We start from the raw sequence: 21,016 nt of genomic DNA on the forward strand, positions 1-21,016 counted from the left end.
GAACATGATCGTGCGGCGTTGTTCCTTCTGCAGTTGCAGCAGCACATCCTGCATTTCCCGGCGCTTGAGCGGATCGAGCGCGGAGAACGCCTCGTCCATGATCATCAGCGACGGGTTCACGGCCAGCCACGCGTTGCCGAGCCCGACGTCGCCGTGATCGTTGCCGGGCGTGAAGAACCCGACCGCATAGGCATTCATCGCCGGCGCGAACAGCAGCGCGCCGGGCGGCGCGGCGAAACCCGCGTCGCGCCCGGCCGCGCGCGCGATCTCGACGATCCGCTCGCGCGGCAGCATCGTGCTGCCCGGCGCGGCGGGCGGGAAGTGTTCGGGATTCGTGTACGGAGTCTCGGCCAGCGGCGACACCAGCGATACCAGCGGCCGCACGACGGGCACGGCGAGATTCATCGAGATCGACGTGACCGCGACGACCAGCAGCAGCCCCCACACCCACACGCCGCCCGAGCGGTGCAGGTCGAACACCAGCGGATAGCCGCCGCGGCGCACGCGGAACGCGAACGACTTGCGCCAGCTCTTCGGGTTCGGAAACGCGAGCACGAGCGCGATCAGGCAGTCGATCGCCCACACGATGCCGACGACGCCCATCACCCAGAACCCGAAGTTGATCCCGCCGTACACGGGCAGGAACAGCGAGTAGTGCAGCCGGTAGATGAACGGCATCAGGTCGAGCCGCGCGACCGACAGCGCGCCCCATTCGCGGCGGCCTTGCTCCGCACCGGTCGCGGGATCGACGGCGATCTGGCTGAAGCCGAGTGCGTACGGCTGGCCCGTTGCCGGGTCGGTGCGCGGCATCACGCCCGCCTGCAGCGTATGGCCCGGCTCGATCGCGAGCGGCAGATAGGTCACCTGCACGCGCGGATCGGCAGCCTCGATGCGCGTCGCGAGCGCGAGCGGATCAAGCGGCGCCGCATCGCTGCGGGCGGTGTAGAAGTCCGGGTTCAGTGCCGCGTCGAGTTCGTGATCCCACGCGATCAGCGCGCCGGTGAGGCCCGCGACGAACAGGAACAGCGCGATCGCGAGGCCGAACCAGCGATGCAGGCGAACGAGAAACGGCCGCAGGAACGCGTTCATCGCGCGCCTTGGGAAAGGAAAGCGGGCCGGCACGAGCGGCCCCGGTTCAACGGGATGCAGGTCATGTGAGGTCAGGCGCCGCGCACGAGCCGGCCGGCCGCCGCTGGCGAGGCCGGATGCCCTTGTACGCGGCATGGAATTGTTGCGCGGTCGACGGGTTTTGATACGATGCGCAACATTTTATCTCAATGCGAATGATTCTTACTTGCATTTTTACTTACCCGCCATGATCATCAGCCTCGCCCGCCCTCCCGTTCGCCCACGTCGCGTGGCCGCCGCCCTTGCCTGCCTTGCCGCGTCGCTCGCGCACGCGGACGATTCGCCCGGCGGCGCCACGGCGTTGCCCGCCATCAACGTCACCGCTGCGCATGACTCGCCGCAGCACCTGACCGACACGCTCTCCACCGGTGCGCTCGGCACGCGCCGCCAGCTCGACACGCCGTTCTCGACGACGATCGTCACGTCGGAGGAGCTCGAGGCACGCCAGCCGTACAAGCTCGGCGACGTGTTCGCGAACGACGCATCGGTGTCCGACAACAGCGGCGCGTACAGCGCATGGGCCAGCTACATGACCGTGCGCGGCATGCAGCTCGACTGGCAGAACGGCTACAAGATCGACGGGCTGCCGTTCGTCACGTACGGGATCACGATGCCGTACGAACAGCTCGACCGCGTCGAGCTGCTGAAGGGGCTCGGCGGGTTCCTGTACGGCTTCGTGACGCCTGGCGGCGTCGTCAACTACGTGACGAAGCAGCCGGGTGTCGAACCGGTACGCAGCGTCGACGTCGGCTACCGGAGCACCAACGTGTGGACCGAGCACGTCGATCTCGGCCAGCGCTTCGGGCCGAACGGCATGTTCGGCGCACGGCTGAACGCGACGCACGAGGAAGGCAAGACGTACAACGACGGCAACATCCGCCGCGACAGCGTCTCGCTCGCGCTGCAGGCGAACCTGACGCGCGACCTGTCGGTGACGTTCGGCGCGCTGTACCAGGACCGCCGCACGACGGGCCAGACGCCGTCGATCTTCACCGGCAGCTACCCGGGCGGCGCGCTGCCCGCGACGATCAGCGGCGGCACGACGAACCTCGGCGGCAAGGACCAGTACCTGAACACGAACCTGCAGCTCTACACGGCCGGGCTGCAATACCAGCTCGCGCCCGACTGGCAGCTCGACGTCGCGTACAGCTACAGCAAGGCGACGCGCCGCCGCAACGAAAGCACGCTGTACCTGCAGGACTCAGCCGGCAACTACACCGACAGCCGCTACGTCGGGATGGAGGATCACCGCTTCAGCCAGTGGCGCGCGATGGTCGAGGGCAAGGTGCGCACGGGCCCGTTCAGCCACCAGATCGTGCTCGGCGCGTCGTGGCAGAAGCAGGCGAACGACTATTCGGCGAACAGCGTGTTCGTGCCGCTCGGCGCCGGCAACCTGTATGCGCCGAACCCATACCGCTACGACAGCCCGCACGGCTTCATCCAGTACCGCACGAGCGAGATCGTGCAGAAATCGCTGTTCGCGAGCGACACCGTGCAGCTCACCGAGCGGTGGTCGGTGCTCGCCGGCGTGCGCTACATGAACTACGAGCAGCGCGCGTTCCAGGCGAGCGGCGTCGAGGATCCCGGCTACCGCCAGAACGGCGTGGTCACGCCGACGTTCGCGGTGATGTTCAAGCTCGCGCCGACCACGACCGCTTACGTGAGCTACGCCGAATCGCTCGAGCCCGGCAGCCGCGTGAACGACGTCTACGCGAACGCCGGCCAGGTGCTCAAGCCGCTGCGCAGCAAGCAGTACGAATTGGGGATCAAGAGCGAGCATGCGCGCTGGAGCGCGACGGCCGCGCTGTTCCGGATCGAGCGCAGCGCCGAATACGCGAATGCCGCGAACGTCTACGTGCAGGACGGCGAATCGATCATCCAGGGGATCGAGTTCGGTGCGCGCGCGAAATTCGGCGCGCGCTGGCACGCGGGCGTCGACGCAATGCTGCTCGACGCGTGGTACGCGAACGGGATCGGCAACAACGGCAACCGTGTCGCGGGCGCGCCACGTTTCGTGCTCGCCGGCGACATCGGCTACGCGGTGCCGGGCGTGCCGGGGCTGACGCTCGGCGTCGACGCGAAATTCACCGGCGCGACGCCGCTGCGCGCGGCCGGCGGCCTCGACGCGCCGGGCTTTCTCGTCGTCAATGCGGGCGCGCGCTACCTGACCCGGGTCGGCCGCCACGACGTGACGCTGCGCGCGTCGATCGACAACGTGCTGAACCGCCGTTACTGGGAATACCAGTACGCGGACTACGTGAAGCCGGGCGACCCGCGCACGGTGAGCCTGAGCGCGAAGATCGACTTCTGAACGGCGGGCCGGCCGCAAACCGCGGCCGTCAGCCACTAGCCGGAACGGCCGCCCCGCCACCGCCTCGGGATTTTCCCGAACCCCAAAAGCAAAACGGCGGAGCGGCTTCTTTCGAAGCACGCTCCGCCGTTTCGCGGCGAACCGTAAGACGCTCTTAGTGGAGCTTCTTCGGCAGCATCTGGCTGCGCAGGCGCTTGTGCAGGCGCTTGACGGCTGCTGCCTTCTTGCGCTTGCGGACTGCGGTCGGCTTTTCGTAGGACTGGCGTTCGCGCAGTTCAGCGATCAGGCCATTTTTTTCGATAGCACGGCGAAAGCGGCGAATCGCCACTTCGAACGGCTCGTTTTCTTTCAGAAGAATCGTCGTCATGTCGTTCCTAAATTGCTTAAACGGTCAAAAACGTAGCGGCCAAGCGCCACGCACCGGCCATCCGAGCGTCCCCACAAACAGGCGAAACGAGCGGAAATACGGCCTCGGAGGCCGGAAAAGAGAGGCGGAAAGCACCGCGAGTACGCTTCACAACCGCGTGCAGCGCCGCGTTTGACTGCCAGCAGACATGCCGAAAACGGCAGAGGCTTGACAGAAATCTCAATTCAGCCCGCCATCATAGCAGAGAATCACAGACAAAACTACCCTTTTGCATCCCCCGGTTCGCCGCTCCGCGTGGCGCGGCCGCTCGCCCCGTCGAACGGGGCCGGGTGCCGCGCCTGCCCGCGGCCCGGCCGGCCAAGCCGGGCGGGCCTTTCGGCCGACAACCCTCCTTCCGTCCCGAATTTACCCAAACATCCCTCTAAAGTTTTCGCCGGGCGCCGCCGTCAACCAGGAAAGGCGGGGCAGCGCCAGTCGCGATAAAGCGCAACGCCGAAATCAGAACCTGTCTGTATCCCAGCCATTTTCCAAAACGAGGAAGCAAATGCTGAACATCAACACCAACATCCTTTCGCTGACGACGCAGACGAATCTGTCGGGCTCGCAAAGCGCACTGTCGCAAGCAATCAACCGCCTGTCGTCGGGCAAGCGCATCAACACCGCTGCTGACGATGCAGCAGGCCTGGCGATCTCGACGTCGCAAACGGCGGCAATCAATGCGCTGACGCAAGGTGTTGCAAACGCGAACAACGGCATCTCGATGATCCAGACCGCCAACGGCGCGCTGCAATCGACGGTCGACAACCTGCAGCGTATCCGTACGCTGGCGCAACAAGCGGGCGACGGCTCGCTGGATTCGAGCGCTCGCGCGAACCTGCAAGCTGAAGTGACGACGCGTCTCGGCGAAATCGACCGTGTCGCATCGCAAACGACGTTCAACAGCCAGACCATCCTGGGCGGCACCGGCAGCGTCACGTTCCAGATCGGCGCAGCAGCGAACCAGGTCGTTACCGTCGACTTCGGCACGGCGAACTGGAACAGCACGGGCATGAGCGTGAACACCCTGAGCGTCGCCACGCAGTCGGGCGCGCAATCGGCGATCACGGCGATCGACGCGGCACTGAAGCAAGTCAACACGTTCCAGGCAACGCTGGGCGCAGCACAGAACACGTTCCAGGCTGCGATCTCGACGACGCAAACCCAGGCAACCAACATGACCGCCGCTCGCTCGCAGATCACCGACGCGGACTTCGCGACGGAAACGGCGAACCTGAGCAAGGCGCAAGTGCTGCAACAAGCGGGCATCTCGGTTCTGGCGCAAGCGAACTCGCTGCCGCAGCAAGTCCTGAAGCTCCTCGGCTAATCGAGCAGCACCCGCGGCGGGCCACGTGCCCGCCCGCCTCCGGGCCCGGCGGCGTCGCCATGCAACGCATCGCGACGCCGCCGACACCGCCCGAACCAGAATTTTCCAGGGAGGCACGCCTCCCTCTTTGCATTGAACCGCGGCGCCCCGCCGCATCGCGCACGTTGATTGCGCGGACGACCGGAGCAACGGCATGGCCACCACGACCCCCGTCAGCAGCACGGACATCACCACCCTCCTGTCGCAGGCCGGACAGTCGATCATCAGCGGCGCGACCAATTCGTCGCTCGACGTCAATACGCTCGTCACGACGCTGGTGAACGCGAAGACGGCCGGGCAATTGCAGACCCTGCAGACCCGCCAGACGAACGACAATACGCAGCTGTCCGCGATCGGCCAGCTGAAGGGGGCGCTGTCCGCGCTGCAGACCGCGCTCACCGGCCTCTCGAACGGCACCACGCTCGGCAGCCTGGCCGCGACGGCGAGCGGCAGCGGCATCGCGACGACGGTCGCGAGCGGCAGCGGTGCGGTGGCCGGTTCGTATTCGGTGAATGTCACGCAGCTCGCGACCGCCAACAAGCTGTCGTCGGCCGGCGTGACGTCGGCGGACACGATCTCGGCCGGCTCGCTGAGCATCACGCTCGGCAGCAACCCCGCGTTCAACGTCAACGTGGCGGCCGGCGCGTCGCTGTCCGACATCGCGTCGTCGATCAACTCCGCGTCCGGTAATGCCGGCGTCACCGCGTCGGTCATCACCGGTTCGGACGGCCAGCATCTCGTGATGCAGTCGAACGCCACCGGCGCGGCCAACACGATCTCGATCACGGGCACGGGCGTCAACTCGAAACTGACGTCCGGCTACTCGACGGTCACCCCGGCCGCCGACGCGCAGTTGACGATCGACGGCACGCCGGTGTCGAGCGCGTCGAACAACGTGTCGGGCGCGCTGACGGGCGTCACCCTGGCGCTGTCGCAGGCCGCCGTCGGCACGACGCAAACCATCTCGCTGTCGCAGGACACGGCCGCGGCGACGACCGCGATCAACAATTTCGCGACCGCGTATACCAACTTCGTGAACACCGCGAAATCGCTGTCGAGCTACGACTCGACGGCGAACACCGCCGGCCCGCTGCTCGGCGACGCGATGCTGAACACGATCAGGAGCACGCTCGCGACGACGCTCAGCAGCGGCGTCACGACGGGCGGCACGACCTATGCGCTCGGCAGCATCGGCATCAACGTGGACTCGACCGGCGCGATGTCGGTCGACACCGCCGCGCTGACCACCGCGCTCAAGTCGAACAGCTCCGCGGTGGCGGCGATCTTCAACCAGACGAACGGCATCGCCCAGGCGCTCAATGCGAACATCACCTCGTACACGCAGACGTCCGGCCTGATCGACCAGCGCACCACCGCGATCAATGCCGATCTGACGAGCGTGCAGAGTCAGGCCACGCAACTGCAGACCTACTCGAACCAGCTGACCACGCAATACACCGCGCAGTTCACCGCGCTGAACACGCTGATGGCGCAGATGGCGAACAATACCCGCTACCTGACCCAGCTGTTCGGCGGCCAGAACAGCTCCGGCGCGTTGGCCAACAACAAGTAAGCCTTCAGCCCCCCCTTCCGAGCCGAACCATGACGAACGACACCCTGTCCCGCGCCTTGGACCTCACCCGTGCCATGCAGTCGGCGGCCGACGCACGCGACTGGGTGCGCGTCGCGGCCCTCGTCGACGAACGCTCGCCGCTGCTGATGAACCTGTCCGGCGAGCAGACCCCGGACGGGCTGGACCAGGTGCGGCAGATCATGGCGATCGACGCGTCGATCACCGAGCATGCGCAGACGGACCGTGACCGCCTGGCTGCGGAATTCGCGCAGTCCCAGGAGCGAATCAAGGCCGCGAGCCAGTACCAGAAGGCCGGCTTGCTGTGACCGGCCGGGCGTCTCGCCCGCCGCGCAGGTCGAATTAAAAGACGCCGCCAGTCGAGCGGACCGTTGTCGCCGTACCGTCGAGCCGCTTCAATGCGGCTTTTTTTTCGCCGGCGGGCGGGAGCGCAAGCCGGATCGCGCCGGCTACGCCCGCATCGCCCGCTCGACGGCCACGTCGATCATCCCGGGCGGCCGGCCCGGCGATGCGCGAGCGCGGCTTCCAGCCGCGGCGCGATCCCGCTCGTCACGCGTCCGGAGCCGCCGTCTCGCCGGACGCGTAGCAGGCCCACATGCCGTGCAGCGCGTCCTCCAGGTTGCGCGCAAAGCGCGACGCGTCGCACAGCGGCGACGCGAGCGCGCGCTCGCGCAGCGTCGCACGCAGCGTCGCCAGACCGTCACGGTCGCGCGCGAACGCGACGGCCTTCGCGAGGTACGCCGCCTCGTCTTCCGCAATCCAGTCGCCCATTCCCGCCGCGTGCAGCAGGCTCTCGCAAATGTGCGTGACGAACCGGCCGCCCTTCATCCCGAGCACCGGCACGCCCATCCACAGCGCTTCGGCCGTGGTCGTGCCGCCCGGGTACGGAAACGGGCTCAGCGCGATGTCGATGCGGTGATACGCGGCGAAGTACTCCGCACGCGGCGAACCGCCTTCGAGAATCAGCCGATCCGCGCCGATGCCATGCCGCGCGAAGCGGCCGAGCGTCGCCTGGTTCACGTCGTCGGCGCCGAGCTCATGGGCCTTCAGCAGCAGGCGCGCGTGCGGCAGCGCGTGCAGGATGCGCGACCACAGCGCGACGACCTCGTCGCTGATCTTGACCAGCTTGCCGAAACAGCCGAACGTGACGCCGCCATGCGCCGCCATCGGCAGCGGGCCGACCGCGACATCGTATGGCGGCGGCGTGAAGCACAGGTAGCTGTCAGGCAGCCGCCACGGCCGCTCGGTGAAGTGATGCGCCTCGTCGGCCGGTAGCGTATGCGCGTCGCCGATGAAATAGTCGATCGCGCGGCAACCGGTCGTCGCAAAGAAACCGAGCCAGCTCGCCTGCACCGGCGCGGGCTTGTGCCCGAAGATCGGCAGGCCGCTCCAGTCGGTATGGCCTGCCATGTCGATCAGGATGTCGATACCGTCGTCGCGAATCAGTTGCGCGGCCTCCTCGCGGCCCAGGCTGACAACCTTCTTCCAGCTCGCGAAGTTCGGCTTGAGCCGCGCGGTCACGTCGTCCTCGCCGATGAACGTCACATACGCATGTGGCTCGACGCGCGACCGGTCGATCCGCGCCAGCACGCTTTCCAGGAAAATGCCGACCGGGTGCTGGCGCAGGTCGCCCGACACGAAGCCGACGCGCAGCGGCCGCCCCTGCGCCTGCGCGACGCGCTGCGCGCGGTCGTGCTCGAACGGATGCGCGTCGCGCTCGAGATGTTCGCCGTAGCGGCGCGCTTCAGCGACCCACTCGTGCGGCTCGAACGCGGGCGAACTCGACATGTTGAACAGCATCCGCGAGTACGCGCGATGCAGGTCGTACCGAACCGCCGTGCGGAATGCGTCCAGCGCGCCGGCGAGATCCCCTTTTGTCCACCGGATGTCGCCGAGCGTCATCTGGAGCTTCAGCGGATCGATGCCGAGTTCCCGCGCGATCTCGGTGTGCTTCAGCGCCTCGTCGAGCTTCTCGAGCCGCAACAGCGCGGCGGCGAGGTTCTGATGGGCGTCGGCATCGTCGGGGTTCAGGTCGATCGCGTGCCGGTAGCTCAGTTCCGCCGCCGCCAGCCGGTTGAGGTTGTGATACGCGTAGCCGAGGAAATTGTACGCATCGGCCAGTTCGGGATCGAGCTCGATCGCGTGCCGGCACGCCTGCAGAGCCTGCCCGTATTCGCCCTGCTGGTTGCGCAGGTCGCCGAGCCAGGCCCACGCCCGCGCATGCGCGGGATCGATCGCGATCGCCCGCTCGAGCAGTTCGGCCGCGTTGTCGAACTCGCTCATGCGCTGCAGCAGCCTGGCCAGTACGCAGTGCGCGTCCGCGTCGCCCGGATCGAGCCCCTCGCGCGCATGGTCGACCGCACCCCGCAGGTCGCCTGCCGCGCGCAGCGTCGCGCTCAGCCCCTGGTGCGCGACACGGAAGCCCGGTTGCAGCGCGATGGCGCGACGATAGGCATTCGCGGCATCGTCGAATTTCTCCTGCGCATGCAGCGCGTTGCCGAGATTGCAGTACGCATCCGCGTATTGCGGCTGGTGCGCGACCGCCTTGGCGTAGCTCGCGGCCGCCGCCTCGTGCTCGCCCAGATCCTGCAGCGCGTTGCCGAGGTTGTTGTACGCCTGCGCGTAACCGGGGCGCAGCTCGATCGCGCGCGCACAGCTCTCCATCGCGGCCGTCGGTTCGCGCGCGTCGCGCAATGCGTTGCCGAGGTTGTTGTGCGCCTCCGGATAGTCGGGCCGCAACCCCACCGCGCGACGGTAGTGCGCGATCGCGTCGTCGAGCCGGCCGTTTTCGCGCAGCATGTTGCCGAGGTTGTTGAAGTACGACGCGTCCGGCCGCGCCACGAGCGATTGCTCCATCAGCGCGATGCCCGCGTCGTACTGCTTCAGCTGGCACGCCAGCAGCCCGAGAAAATGCAGCGCATCCGGCTGGCCCGGCTGCGCGGTGAGGATCGCGTCGTACAGCGTCTTCGCTTCGGCGAGACGCCCCGCCTGGTGATGCGCCAGCGCGGACTGCAGCGTGTCGTGGATATCGTTCATGCTTCGTGTTCCGAGTTCGTATAGCGTTGCCACATGCCGATGAACGCCGCTTCGAGATGCGCGGCGAACCGGCGCGCGTCGCACAGCGGCGACGCGAGTAGCTGCGCACGCAGCCCCGCGCGCAGCGTCGCGAGCCGCTCGCGGTCGCGCACCGCCTCGATCGCTTTCGCGACGTAGGCAGCCTCGCCGTCAGCGACCCATTCGCCCATGCCCGCCGCGTGCAGCACGCTTTCGCAGATGTGCGTGACAAAGCGGCCGCCCTTCATGCCGAGCACCGGCACGCCCATCCACAGCGCTTCGGCGGTGGTCGTGCCGCCCGGGTACGGGAACGGGCTCAGCGCGACGTCGATGCGGTGATAGGCGCCGAAGTATTCCGCGCGCGGCGAACCGCCCTCGAGGATCAGCCGGTTCGCATCGATGCCATGCCGCGCGAAGCGCGCGGCGGTCGCGTCGCGCACGCCCTCGCGGCCGAGTTCGTGCGCCTTGAGCAGCAGCCGCGCGTCCGGCAGCGCGTGCAGGATGCGCGACCACGCGCGCACGACGTCGTCGCCAACCTTCACGAGCTGGCCGAAGCAGCCGAACGTCGGATGGCCGCGCGCCGCCATCGGCAGCGGGCCGACCTCGACGTCGCAGGCCGGCGGCGTGAAGCACAGGAAGCTGTCCGGCAGCCGCCACGGCTGCTCGACGAAGTGATGCGCTTCGGCGTCCGGCAGCGTGTAGCGGTCGCCGATGAAGTAATCGATCGCGTCGCAGCCGGTCGACGCGAAAAAGCCCAGCCAGCTCGCCTGTACCGGCGCGGGTTTCCAGCCGAACACGGCCAACCCGCTCGACTGCGTATGGCCCGCGAGGTCGACGAGGACGTCGATTTCGTCGTCGTGAATCATCCGCGCGGCCGCCTCCGGACCCAGCGCGGCGATCGAACGCCAGACGCTCGCGTGCGGCTTCAGTTTCGCGGTGATCGCGTCCTCTTCGTCCGTGGTCACGTACACGCGCAGGTCGATGCGCGTGCGCTCGAGGTGCGCCAGCACGCTTTCCAGGAAGATGCCGACCGGATGCAGGCGCAGGTCGCCGGACACGAAGCCGACACGCAGTCGCCGCCCCTGCGCGCGCACGGCCCGCTCGCGCGGATCGTGCGCATAACGCGTCGAACGCGCGGCCAGGTGCCGGCCGTAGCGCCGCGCGTCGGCCAGGTAGTCGGCGGGGTTCACGCAAGCAGACGCCGCCGCGCTGAACAGCAGCCGGTTCAGCACGGTCGCCGCGACGTCGTCGGCGTCGTCGCGCACCAGCGCCAGCGCATCGCGATACGCGTGGACCGCGGCATCGACGTTGCCCTGTGCGCGCAGGATGTCGCCGAGATTGACGTGCATCAACACGGCCGGCGGGCCGGCCTGCAACGCCTGCCGGCCGTACACGAGCGCCTCGTCGAGCCGCTGCAGCTTCAGCAGCACGACGGACAGGTTGTGGCACGCGCCGGCGTCCGCCGGATTCAGCGCGACGGCCGTGCGATGGCTGGCCTGTGCCGCGTCGAGCCGGTCCAGTCCGTGATACGCGTTGCCCGCGTGGTTGTGCGCTTCGGCGAGGGTCGGCGCGAGCCGGATCGCGTCCTGCGCATGCGCGAGTGCTTCCGCGCAGCGCAGCTGCTTGTGACGCACGGCGCTCAGGTTCGCGTGGGCCATCGCCATCGACGGGTCCAGCTCGATCGCGCGGCCGTAGTGCGTGGCGGCGCCGTCGAGGTCGCCCAGATCCTGCAGCGCGTTGCCGAGGTTGTTGTACGCCTCTGCGTAACCGGGCCGCAGCTCGATCGCGCGCGCACAGCTCGCCATCGCGGCCGTCGGTTCGCGCGCGTCGCGCAATGCATTGCCGAGGTTGTTGTGCGCCTCCGGATAGTCCGGCCGCAGCGCCACCGCGCGCCGATAGTGCGCGATCGCTTCGTCGAGCCGGCCGCTTTCGCGCAGCATGTTGCCGAGGTTGTTGAAATACGACGCGTCCGGCCGCTCGATGAGCGATTGCTCCATCAGCGCGATGCCCGCGTCGTACTGCTTGAGCTGGCACGCCAGCAGCCCGAGGAAATGCAGCGCGTCCGGCTGGCCCGGCTGCGCGGTGAGGATCGCGCCGTACAGCGTCTTCGCTTCGGCGAGACGCCCCGCCTCATGATGCGCGAGCGCCGCCTGCAATGCCTGTCCTGTTCCGTCCATCTCGTCTGCTCTGCTCAATAGCGATGCGGTTCGCGTCCGAAGTCGATCAGCCTGCCGCCGTGCCCGATCGTCACGGCCCGCGCCGCCATCCCGTCGCGCGCCATCCCGACGACGGTGTCGCGCACGTGCCACCGGCCGGAACGACGATCACGCCGGCCGGCGCGGCGTTCAGCGCGCGGGGCGCCATGTTCCGCCTGCCGCCGGCGTGGAAATGCGCACGCACGTCACGTCGTGAGCGGCTTCACGCGGATGCGCCCGGCGCGGCTTCGACGTGCTGCGCCCACATGCCGTGCAGCGCGTCCTCGAAGTGGCGCGCGAAGCGGGGCGCGTCGCACAGCGGCGACGCGAGCACCTGCGCGCGCAGCGTCGTGCGGAGCGCCGCCAGCTCGGCGGGCTGGCCGACCTGCGCGACGGCCTTCGCGACATACGCGTCGTCGTCGTCCGCGATCCACTCGGGCAGCCGCGCCGCATGCAGCAGGCTCTCGGCGATGTGCGACAGGAAACGCTCGCCGCGCCGGCACAGAACGGGCACGCCCATCCACAGCGCTTCGGCGGTCGTCGTGCCGCCCGGATACGGGAACGGGCTCAGCATCAGGTCGACGCGCCGGTACGCGGCCAGGTATTCGGCGCGCGGCGAGCGGCCTTCGAGGATCAGCCGCTGCGCGTCGATGCCGTGCGCCGCGAAGCGCGCGGCAAGCGCCTGCTGCTCGCGCGGATCGTCGAGATGCTCCGCCTTCACGAACAGCTTCGCGCCCGCGACCGATTGCAGCACGCGCGACCAGACCGCGACGACGCGATCGGTGATCTTCGCGAGCTTGCCGAAATAGCCGAAGGTCGGATGGCCGTTCGCGAGCATCGGCAGCGCGCCGACGTCGACGGGCTCGGCCGGCGGCGTGAAGCACAGATAGCTGTCCGGCAGATGCCACGGCCGCTCGGTGAAATGCGCGGCCTCGGCGGGCGGCAGCACGTGACGGTCGCCGATCACGTAGTCGATCGCGCGCACGCCGGTGCTCGCGAAATAACCGGGCCAGCTCGCCTGCAGCGGCGCCGGCTTCCACGCGAACAGCGGCAGGCGGTTGTAGACCGTGTGGCCCGCCGCATCGAGCAGCACGTCGATGCGGTCCGCGCGGACACGCGCGGCCGCCGCTTCGTCGCTCAGGCCGGCAATGCAGGTCCACGTCGCGAAGGCCGGCTTGAGGCGGGCGGTCACGTCGTCCTCGACGTCGCGCGTCGGGTACGCATGCATCTCGATCCGGTTCGCGTCGAGATGCTTCAGCATGCTCTCGATGAAATAGCCGACCGGATGCGCCTTCAGGTCGCCCGACACGATGCCGACCTTGAGCGGCCGCCCGGCGCGGGCGGTCAGGTCGACGAGCCAGTCCGTCCACGGCGTCGCGCCCCGCGTGACGACTTCGTCGTAGCGCGCGGCCTCGGCGAGATAGGCGTCCTGATCGAACGCTTCGCTGCAGTGGCTCGCGAACAGCAGGTTGCTGCGCGGCTCCGGCAGTTCGGGGCGCAGCGCAACCGCGTGCCGGTACGCCTCGAGCGCGGCCGGAATCTCGTTCAGGTCGAACAGCGCATTCGCAAGGTTGTTGTAGGCCTGGCCGTTGTCCGGCTTCAGCGCGATGGCCTGGCAGAACGCATCGACGGCCGCGCGGGCGTCGCCGGCGAGCCGCAGCGCGTTGCCGAGGTTGTTGTACGCATCGACGTAGTCGGGTCGCAGCTCGATGGCGAGACGGAAACACTCGGCGGCGGCGGCGTGACGGTTGTCCGCCTGCATCACGTTGCCGAGGTTGTAGTAGTACATCGCGTCCGGCCTGACCTCGATCGCCGCCATGATCAGGTCGGATGCCTCCTGATAGCGCCCGTACTGATGGCCGATCAGGCCGAGCAGGTGAAGCGCGTCCGCGTGCCGGGGATCGGTGTCGAGGATCCGCCGGTACAGCGTCTCGGCCTCTTCCAGCCGGTCGGCCTGATGGTGCGCCAGCGCCTGTTCGATCGTGGCGGCGGCGGGGGAGGTGGGCATCATGAGCTAAGTCGTCCTGGTAGCCAATACGGGATTCGAATCGCGGCCGGCACCGCTGCGTCGGCGCACGCCTTCGCCCGCGGACGCACGCACCGACGGTCTCCGACGTATCCGGATTCTCCCCGCGCACGCCGCGTTCCAATTGGGCGAGCAGGTGCTGGAATTGGTCGCAATTCCCGCGACTGCGAGCCGCACCCGCGGCCGCCCTGACTGCGCGCCGGACACCCGCGAATCCATCGAAATGCGGGGTGAAACCACCCGCTAATCCGACATTCGATCCTGGCGGCGCTCGCTAGACTTGATCGCAGAAAGATGACCGACCTGCGACGCTCGAACGGTTGCGCATTCCGATGCCACCGCGCCGACGCGCGCTCGTCCGGCCACACCCTTTGTGCCTGGAGCCCTGTGTATGCACGAATCAGCGATCATCACCAACGCAGATGGCGATCAGCTCGCGGCGCGCCGCGAACTGTTCGACCTGATGCAGACCTACCCCGCGACGCGCGAGGAACTGGAACGGTCGCTCGGCCTGTTCGTGCGCGGCTCGCTCCTCGCACGCATGCTCGCGACCTTCGAGATCTATCAAAAAATCGTGCCGCTGCCGGGCGCGATCCTCGATCTCGGCACGTGGCGCGGGCAGACCGCCGTGCTGTGCGAGAACTTCCGCGCGATTCTCGAGCCGCTGAACTTCCAGCGCCGCATCCACGCATTCGATACGTTCACCGGCTACACGGGCTTCGCCGAGCACGACACGCGCGACCGCAAGCTGTTCTCCGACGGCACGTACTCGCTGTCCGGCGAGTATGCCGACCTGCTGCGCAAGCTGCTGAACCTGCACGAGCGCAGCAACGCGATGGGGCACGTGCATGACAAGCACCACGTGTGGGAAGGCGATTGCCGCGACACGCTGGCGGCATTCGGCGAAGCGCATCCCGGCGAGATGGTCGCGCTCGCATGGTTCGACCTGAACGTGATCGAGCCGACCCGGCACGCGTTCGACGCGGTGATGGAGCGGCTGGTGCCCGGCGGCATCGTCGCGTTCTGGCAGCTCACCCGCGGCGGCCAGCTGCCCGCGGAAGGCGTCCATTACCTGCGCGACCTGCTCGGCAACCGTCCGCACCAGATCCACAAGGCGGCGGCCTATCCGTCGCTGTGCTACCTGTCATTCCCCGAGGGTGGAGGCACACGAAAATGAAAATCGCGATCCTCGGCAACGGCATTCTCGGCCTGATGACGGCCCGCGCATGGCAGCGGGCGGACCCGGGCGTCGAGCTCGTGATCGTCGGCCACGCGCATCGGCCCGGCTCGGCCACGCGCGCCGCGGCAGCGATGCTCAATTCGTTTACCGAACTGGAAGGCGACTCGCTCGGCACGCCGATCGACCGCTTCAAGTTCGAGCTGAGCCGCGGCGCGACGGCGGCGTGGCCCGCCGTATTCGCCGAAATCTGCACGCCGGCGCGCGCGATCGCGTACGGCTTCGGCACCTTCGTGCTGAACAACGCGGCGACCGACGCGCTCGACGACGAGAACTTCGCGGCCATGCAGCGGTTCTGCCACGAATTCGAGGAGCCCTGCGAGGCGGTCGATCCGTCAGGCATCCCGAACTATCATCCGGACCCGCGCTATCGCGCGCTGAAGGCGGTCTTCCTGAAGCGCGAAGGCTGGGTCAATCCGAAACAGTTTCTCGACGCGCTGACCGAGTCGGTCGCGCAAGCCGGCAACGTCCGCTTCATCGACGCCGAGGTCGAGCGGCTCGACACCGCGGCCGGACGCGTCACCGGGGCGCGCCTGTCCGATGGCAGCGTGCTCGGCGCGGACCGCTTCATCCTCTGCAACGGCGCCAACGTGACGCGCGTGCTGCAGGCGAGCCTGCCCGAGCTGCCGGTGCAGCGGATGTTCTACGGCATCGGCATGTCGATCGAACTGCAGAGCACGGAGAACGTGCACACGCACTGCGTGCGCACGACCAACCGCGGCCTCGCGTGCGGCGTGTATTCGGCGCCGCACGGGCCTGACCGGACCCTCGTCGGCGCCAGCAACTACATCAGCCCGGTGCCGCACGACCACGGCCACGCCGGCAGCGCGTACACGCTGCTGAAGTCGGCGATGGACCAGATCAACACCCGCTTCTCGCGCGCGAACCTGCTCAACGTCAACGTCGGCTGGCGGCCGACGACGTCCGACCTGTATCCGCTGTTCGGCGAAACCAGCGTGCGCGACCTGTGGATTCTCGGCGGCACCAAGCGCGACGGCTTCCACCTGTCGCCGGTGCTGTGCCGCGACCTCGTCGCGGCGATGCGCGGCGAGCCGATCGATCCGCGCTACGCGGAACTCGCACCCGAACGCCCGCTGATCCGCAACATGACGCGCGAGGCCGCGATCGCGAAGACGGTACGCCATCAGATCAATGCCGCGTACCAGCACGACTTCGTGCCGGCGCGCAACCGCATGGTCGAACAGCTCCAGAACGCGATCCGCACGGACCTGGAGGCGCTGCACGACAAGCTGGGCGCGACGAACTGGGGCATTCCGCCCGAGCTCGTCGACATGTACCGGTACGGCCACATTCCGGCATGAGCGGTGCGACCATGAACCGCGACGCGAAGCGGGTGGCGATCGTCCAGTCCAACTACATTCCGTGGAAGGGCTACTTCGACCTGATCGCCGCCAGCGACGAGTTCATCCTCTACGACGACGCGCAGTACACGCGCCGCGACTGGCGCAACCGCAACCAGATCAAGACGCCGCAGGGCGTGCAATGGCTGAGCGTGCCGGTGAAGGTGAAGGGCAAGTATCACCAGTCGATCCGCGAAACCGAGATCGACGGCGCCGACTGGGCGCCGCTGCACTGGAAGGCCCTGCTGCAGAACTACGCGCGCGCGCCGCACTTCGCGCGCTATGCGGACGAGCTCGAAGCGCTCTACACGGGCCGCACCTACGGGATGCTGAGCGAGCTGAATGTCGCGATGCTGACGTGGGTCCTCCGGCAGCTTGAGATCGGCACGCGCGTGTCGTCGACGTCGGACTATGCGCTGCACGGCGACCGCACCGAGAAGCTGCTGAACCTGTGCGTGCAGGCGGGCGCGACCGAGTACCTGTCCGGCCCGGCCGCGCGCAGCTACCTCGACGAGAACCTGTTCGCCGATGCCGGCATCGCGGTGCGCTGGTTCGACTATCCGGCCTATCCCGAGTATCCGCAGCAGTGGGGCGACTTCGTCCACGGCGTGACGGTGCTCGACGTGCTGTTCAACTGCGGTCCCGAAGCGCGCCGGTACGCGCTGACCTCGAAAGACTGAGGCGATGTCCATGAGCGAATCCCCGCATGCGAGCCTGCTGGAAGAAGTGGCCGCGTACTACAGCGCGCGGCTGGCGGAGCACGGCGCGACCGCGCGCGGCGTCGACTGGAACGGCGAAACCGGCCAGTTCCTGCGCTTCGAACAACTGACGAAGATCCTGCCCGCGTCCGGCGGGCACTCGGTGAACGACATCGGCTGCGGCTACGGCGCGCTGGTCGATTTCCTGAAGGCGCGCGCGCTGCCGGACGGCTTCGCGTATGCGGGCTACGACATCTCGTCCGACATGGTCGACGCCGCGCGGCAGCGCTACCGCGACGACGCGAACGTCGCGTTTCATGTCGGCGCGGTGCCGCAGGCCGCGTCGGACTACGGGATCGCATCCGGCATCTTCAACGTCAGGCGCGGTCATGGCGACGACGCGTGGCTCGACTACATCCACGCGACGCTCGACACGCTGCACGCGACGAGCCGACTGGGCTTCTCGTTCAACTGCCTGACGTCGTATTCCGATCCGCCGTTCATGCGCCCGGACCTCCTGTACTACGCGGACCCGTGCGCGCTGTTCGATCGCTGCAAGCGCCGCTATTCGCGCCACGTCGCGCTGCTGCACGACTACGGCCTGTACGAATTCACGATTCTCGTCCGCAAGGACATTTGAGCGGCGCCGCGCGCGAGCCGCGCGGCCGGACGTCCCACCCCTTGACGCGGAGCCTGACCATGTTCGGCCCACCCAACCTCGACTGCATTCCGTTCGGCCGCCCGTTCGTGGTCGGCAAGGAGCTCTACTACATCGCGAAGGCGGTCGAGCAGGGCGGCCTCGCCGGCGACCAGGCGTTCACGAAGCTCTGCCACCGCTGGCTGGAAGCGCGCATCGGCTGCCAGCGCGCGCTGCTCACGCACTCGTGCACGGCCGCGCTCGAGATGGCCGCGATCCTCGCCGACGTGCAGCCCGGCGACGAAGTGATCATGCCGTCCTACACGTTCGTGTCGACCGCCAACGCGTTCGTGCTGCGCGGCGCGACGCCGGTGTTCGTCGACATCCGCCGCGACACGCTGAACCTCGACGAGACGCAGATCGCCGCCGCGATCACCAAGCGCACGCGTGCGATCGTGCCGGTGCACTACGCGGGCGTCGCCTGCGACATGGACGTGATCGGGCAGCTCGCGGCGGACCACGACCTGTGGGTGATCGAGGACGCTGCCCAGGCGCTGCAGTCGACGTGGCACGGCAAGCCGCTCGGCAGCCTCGGCCACCTCGCGTGCCTCAGCTTCCATGAGACCAAGAACGTGATCTCGGGCGAAGGCGGCGCGCTGCTGGTCAACGACCCGCGCCTCGTCGAGCGCGCGGAGATCATCCGCGAGAAGGGCACCAACCGCAGTCAGTTCTTCCGCGGGCAGGTGGACAAGTACACCTGGGTCGACGTCGGCTCGTCGTTCCTGCCGGGCGAGCTGATCGCGGCGTTCCTGTACGCGCAGTTCGAGCACGCGGACGTGATCACCGCGCAGCGGCGTGCGACCGTGCAGCGCTACCAGGACGCGCTGCAGCCGCTGCACGCGGATGGGCTGATCGAGCTGCCCGCGATTTCGCTCGCCGAGCGCGGCAACGGCCACATGTTCTATTTCCTCGCACGCGACCTCGCCGAACGCACCGAACTGCTGCAGCAGATCCGCGCGGTGGGCGTGAACGCGGTGTTCCACTACGTGCCGCTGCACAGTTCGCCGGCCGGCCAGCGCTACGGGCGCTGCGGGTCCGGCATGGCGGTGACGGACCTCGTCGCCGACCGGCTCGTCCGGCTGCCGCTGTACCACGACATGACCGAAGCCGAACAGGATCGCATCCTCGACGTGGTCTTCGATTTCTACCGCACCCGATAACGATGACGATTCCCACACCTGGCCTGGCGCACGGCGGTTCGCGCATCTTTACGCGACTCGACCACCCGTACTACATCCTCGCGCCGAATTTCCGGCAAACCTCCGGCGGGATCCGCGCGATGCACTACCTGTGCCACGTGCTGAACCTGCTCGGCCAAGAAGCGTACGTCTGCACGGCGGTCGTGCATCCCGAGCTGCGCACGCCGCCGCTGACCAACGACATCGCGCAGGCGCACGCCCGCGCGAATCGCAGCCCGATCGTCGTCTACCCGGACGTCGTCACCGGCAATCCGTTCAACGCGCGCTGCGTCGTGCGCTACCTGCTGGCCGAGCCCGGCCGCATCAACGGCGAACCGATCACCCTGCAGCCGGACGACCTCGTCTTCACGTTCGGGCCGTCGCTGGTGCCCGAAGAATGGCAGGCGGAGCTGCTGCGCATGCCGCTGGTCGACACGCGCATCTTCAACAGCGACGGTGTCGACGACGCCCGCCGCAACGGCACGGCCGTCTTCATCAATCGCCACTTGCGGCGCGGCGGCACGCTGCATCCGGTCACCGCCGAGTCGATCGAAATCTCGACCCGCGTGCCGGAACGTTCGGCGCACGAACTCGCGGCGCTGTTCCGACAGGTCGAGTGCGTGTACATGTACGAATGGTCCACCGCCGTGTTCGAAGCGCTGCTGTGCGGCTGCCCGGTCGTGTGCATCATGAACGACGCGTCGCTGTCGGAGCCGACGCGGTGGGTGATGGACGGCAAGGGCATCGCATGGGGGCTCGACGAACACGAGATCGCCCACGCAAAGGCCACCGTTCACGAAGCGCGCAGCGTCTACCTGAAGGAAGAGGAGACGTTCTGGCAGCAATTGCAGAACTTCGTCGAGCGGACCCAGGCCCACGCGGACCAGCTGGATGCGCAGGCCGTCGCGACGGGCGCCGCCGCCCAGGGACAGCCCGCGTCCGCGTCACGCTCTTGCATCGCGGTCATCACCGCCGAACCGGCCGACCACGCGCGCACCAGCCTGCGCTTCGCGCAGCCGTTCGCGCGGCTGGACCGCGAATGGGCGCTGACGTTCCCTGTCACGCCAGCCGGCATCGATCCCGACGCGCTGCAGCGCGCGAACCTGATCGTGCTGCAGGGCGACACGCCGGGCCTGCTGTCCGCCGCCACGCTGGAACACCTGTTCTCGCTCGGCAAGCCGGTCGTCCTCGACATCGACGTGCCGCTCGACACGCTGCTCGCCGACCTCCCCGGCGCGGCCGACAACGCGCGCCGCAAGGCAGGCATCCGCAGCGCCGTGCAGCGCGCGCATGCGATCGTCGTGCCGTCGGAAGCACTGGTGCGGGAGTACCGTCATGTCAACGCGTCGGTCCACGCGCTGCCGACCGGCGTCGATCTCGAGCATCTGCACCGCGCGGCGCCCGGCGTGCGCGACCACGTGAACCTCGCGGTTTCCGGCACCGGCCTCGACGGCGTGCGTCTCGAGCAGGTCCGCCACGCGCTGGCCGAGCTCCGCCGCCGGTTTCCGGGGAAGCTCCGGGTGTCGTTCGTCGGCGCGGCGCTGCCGGCCGGGTGGGACCGCGAACCCGACGTCACGCTGATCGCGGAGCCTGCCCCTTACGACAGCTACGCCGACGCGCTGAAGCGCGCGGACCTCGACATCGCGCTGGTCGCGGCGCCGGTCACGTTGCGCGACGACGCGCCGCCGCGCGCATGGCTCGAATGCTCGGCGGCCGGCGCGGCCACGGTGCTCGTCGCCACGCCGGCGCAAGGCTGCCCGGTTGTCCACGG

Annotated in this window: 14 protein-coding genes and 1 pseudogene; 10 read left to right on the plus strand and 5 right to left on the minus strand. The window is 68.3% G+C overall.

Annotated elements, in window-relative coordinates; genetic code table 11:
* Nucleotides 1-1,089: PepSY-associated TM helix domain-containing protein (locus tag G3N96_RS30905; RefSeq protein WP_241022905.1), on the minus strand; the 1,089-nt coding region annotated here is incomplete at its 3' end.
* A gap of 226 nt (nucleotides 1,090-1,315) precedes the next feature.
* On the opposite strand from G3N96_RS30905, the gene G3N96_RS30910 reads away from it, so the two are divergent.
* Nucleotides 1,316-3,439 carry a TonB-dependent receptor gene (locus tag G3N96_RS30910; protein WP_206139540.1) on the plus strand — a complete coding sequence of 708 codons (2,124 nt, stop codon included), beginning with the start codon at nucleotides 1,316-1,318 and terminating at the stop codon, nucleotides 3,437-3,439.
* A gap of 154 nt (nucleotides 3,440-3,593) precedes the next feature.
* On the opposite strand, the gene rpsU is transcribed toward G3N96_RS30910, so the two are convergent.
* Nucleotides 3,594-3,806 carry a 30S ribosomal protein S21 gene (gene rpsU, locus G3N96_RS30915; RefSeq protein WP_006401410.1) on the minus strand — a complete coding sequence of 71 codons (213 nt, stop codon included), beginning with the start codon at nucleotides 3,804-3,806 and terminating at the stop codon, nucleotides 3,594-3,596.
* 544 nt (nucleotides 3,807-4,350) lie between these two features.
* Between rpsU and G3N96_RS30920 the strand changes: the two genes are divergently transcribed.
* The 3 genes from G3N96_RS30920 to G3N96_RS30930 all read left to right on the plus strand — a co-directional run bounded on the left by G3N96_RS30920 (nucleotide 4,351) and on the right by G3N96_RS30930 (nucleotide 7,107).
* The gene (locus tag G3N96_RS30920; protein ID WP_011350581.1) at nucleotides 4,351-5,169 is read left to right on the plus strand and encodes a flagellin domain-containing protein; all 819 of its coding nucleotides are present in this window, start codon (nucleotides 4,351-4,353) and stop codon (nucleotides 5,167-5,169) included.
* A gap of 193 nt (nucleotides 5,170-5,362) precedes the next feature.
* A complete protein-coding gene (gene fliD, locus G3N96_RS30925) occupies nucleotides 5,363-6,781 on the plus strand; it encodes a flagellar filament capping protein FliD (RefSeq protein WP_206139541.1) in 1,419 nt (472 codons plus the stop codon).
* 29 nt (nucleotides 6,782-6,810) lie between these two features.
* Nucleotides 6,811-7,107: a flagellar protein FliT gene (locus G3N96_RS30930; RefSeq protein ID WP_124584413.1), complete on the plus strand. Its 297-nt coding sequence runs from the start codon at nucleotides 6,811-6,813 to the stop codon at nucleotides 7,105-7,107.
* Between the two features lie 241 nt (nucleotides 7,108-7,348).
* Here the strand turns inward: G3N96_RS30930 and G3N96_RS30935 are convergent, their stop codons facing one another.
* The 3 genes from G3N96_RS30935 to G3N96_RS30945 all read right to left on the minus strand — a co-directional run bounded on the left by G3N96_RS30935 (nucleotide 7,349) and on the right by G3N96_RS30945 (nucleotide 14,059).
* Nucleotides 7,349-9,835, minus strand: coding sequence for a tetratricopeptide repeat protein (locus G3N96_RS30935; RefSeq protein WP_206139542.1), 2,487 nt, complete (start codon nucleotides 9,833-9,835; stop codon nucleotides 7,349-7,351).
* Nucleotides 9,832-12,030, minus strand: a complete 2,199-nt coding sequence (locus G3N96_RS30940; protein ID WP_206139543.1) for a tetratricopeptide repeat protein — start codon at nucleotides 12,028-12,030, stop codon at nucleotides 9,832-9,834. Before G3N96_RS30940 ends, G3N96_RS30935 begins: the two co-directional genes overlap by 4 nt.
* 241 nt (nucleotides 12,031-12,271) lie before the next feature.
* Nucleotides 12,272-14,059: a tetratricopeptide repeat protein gene (locus G3N96_RS30945; RefSeq protein WP_206139544.1), complete on the minus strand. Its 1,788-nt coding sequence runs from the start codon at nucleotides 14,057-14,059 to the stop codon at nucleotides 12,272-12,274.
* A gap of 406 nt (nucleotides 14,060-14,465) precedes the next feature.
* On the opposite strand from G3N96_RS30945, the gene G3N96_RS30950 reads away from it, so the two are divergent.
* The 6 genes and pseudogenes from G3N96_RS30950 to G3N96_RS30975 form a co-directional block, all read left to right on the plus strand.
* A complete protein-coding gene (locus G3N96_RS30950; protein WP_124582330.1) occupies nucleotides 14,466-15,251 on the plus strand; it encodes a class I SAM-dependent methyltransferase in 786 nt (261 codons plus the stop codon).
* Nucleotides 15,248-16,633: an FAD-binding oxidoreductase gene (locus G3N96_RS30955; protein ID WP_206139545.1), complete on the plus strand. Its 1,386-nt coding sequence runs from the start codon at nucleotides 15,248-15,250 to the stop codon at nucleotides 16,631-16,633. The genes G3N96_RS30950 and G3N96_RS30955 overlap by 4 nt, the downstream gene beginning before the upstream one ends.
* Nucleotides 16,630-17,352, plus strand: coding sequence for a WbqC family protein (locus G3N96_RS30960; RefSeq protein ID WP_206139546.1), 723 nt, complete (start codon nucleotides 16,630-16,632; stop codon nucleotides 17,350-17,352). The genes G3N96_RS30955 and G3N96_RS30960 overlap by 4 nt, the downstream gene beginning before the upstream one ends.
* A 10-nt stretch (nucleotides 17,353-17,362) precedes the next feature.
* Entirely contained in the window at nucleotides 17,363-18,010 is a 648-nt protein-coding gene (locus tag G3N96_RS30965; protein WP_124582326.1) for a class I SAM-dependent methyltransferase, read from the plus strand.
* Between the two features lie 59 nt (nucleotides 18,011-18,069).
* The gene (gene rffA / locus G3N96_RS30970) at nucleotides 18,070-19,227 is read left to right on the plus strand and encodes a dTDP-4-amino-4,6-dideoxygalactose transaminase (RefSeq protein WP_206139547.1); all 1,158 of its coding nucleotides are present in this window, start codon (nucleotides 18,070-18,072) and stop codon (nucleotides 19,225-19,227) included.
* 2 nt (nucleotides 19,228-19,229) lie between these two features.
* Nucleotides 19,230-21,016: pseudogene (locus G3N96_RS30975) on the plus strand (glycosyltransferase family 4 protein); the annotation flags it as partial.

This window comes from Burkholderia sp. Se-20373, assembly GCF_017104705.1.
Taxonomy (GTDB): domain Bacteria; phylum Pseudomonadota; class Gammaproteobacteria; order Burkholderiales; family Burkholderiaceae; genus Burkholderia.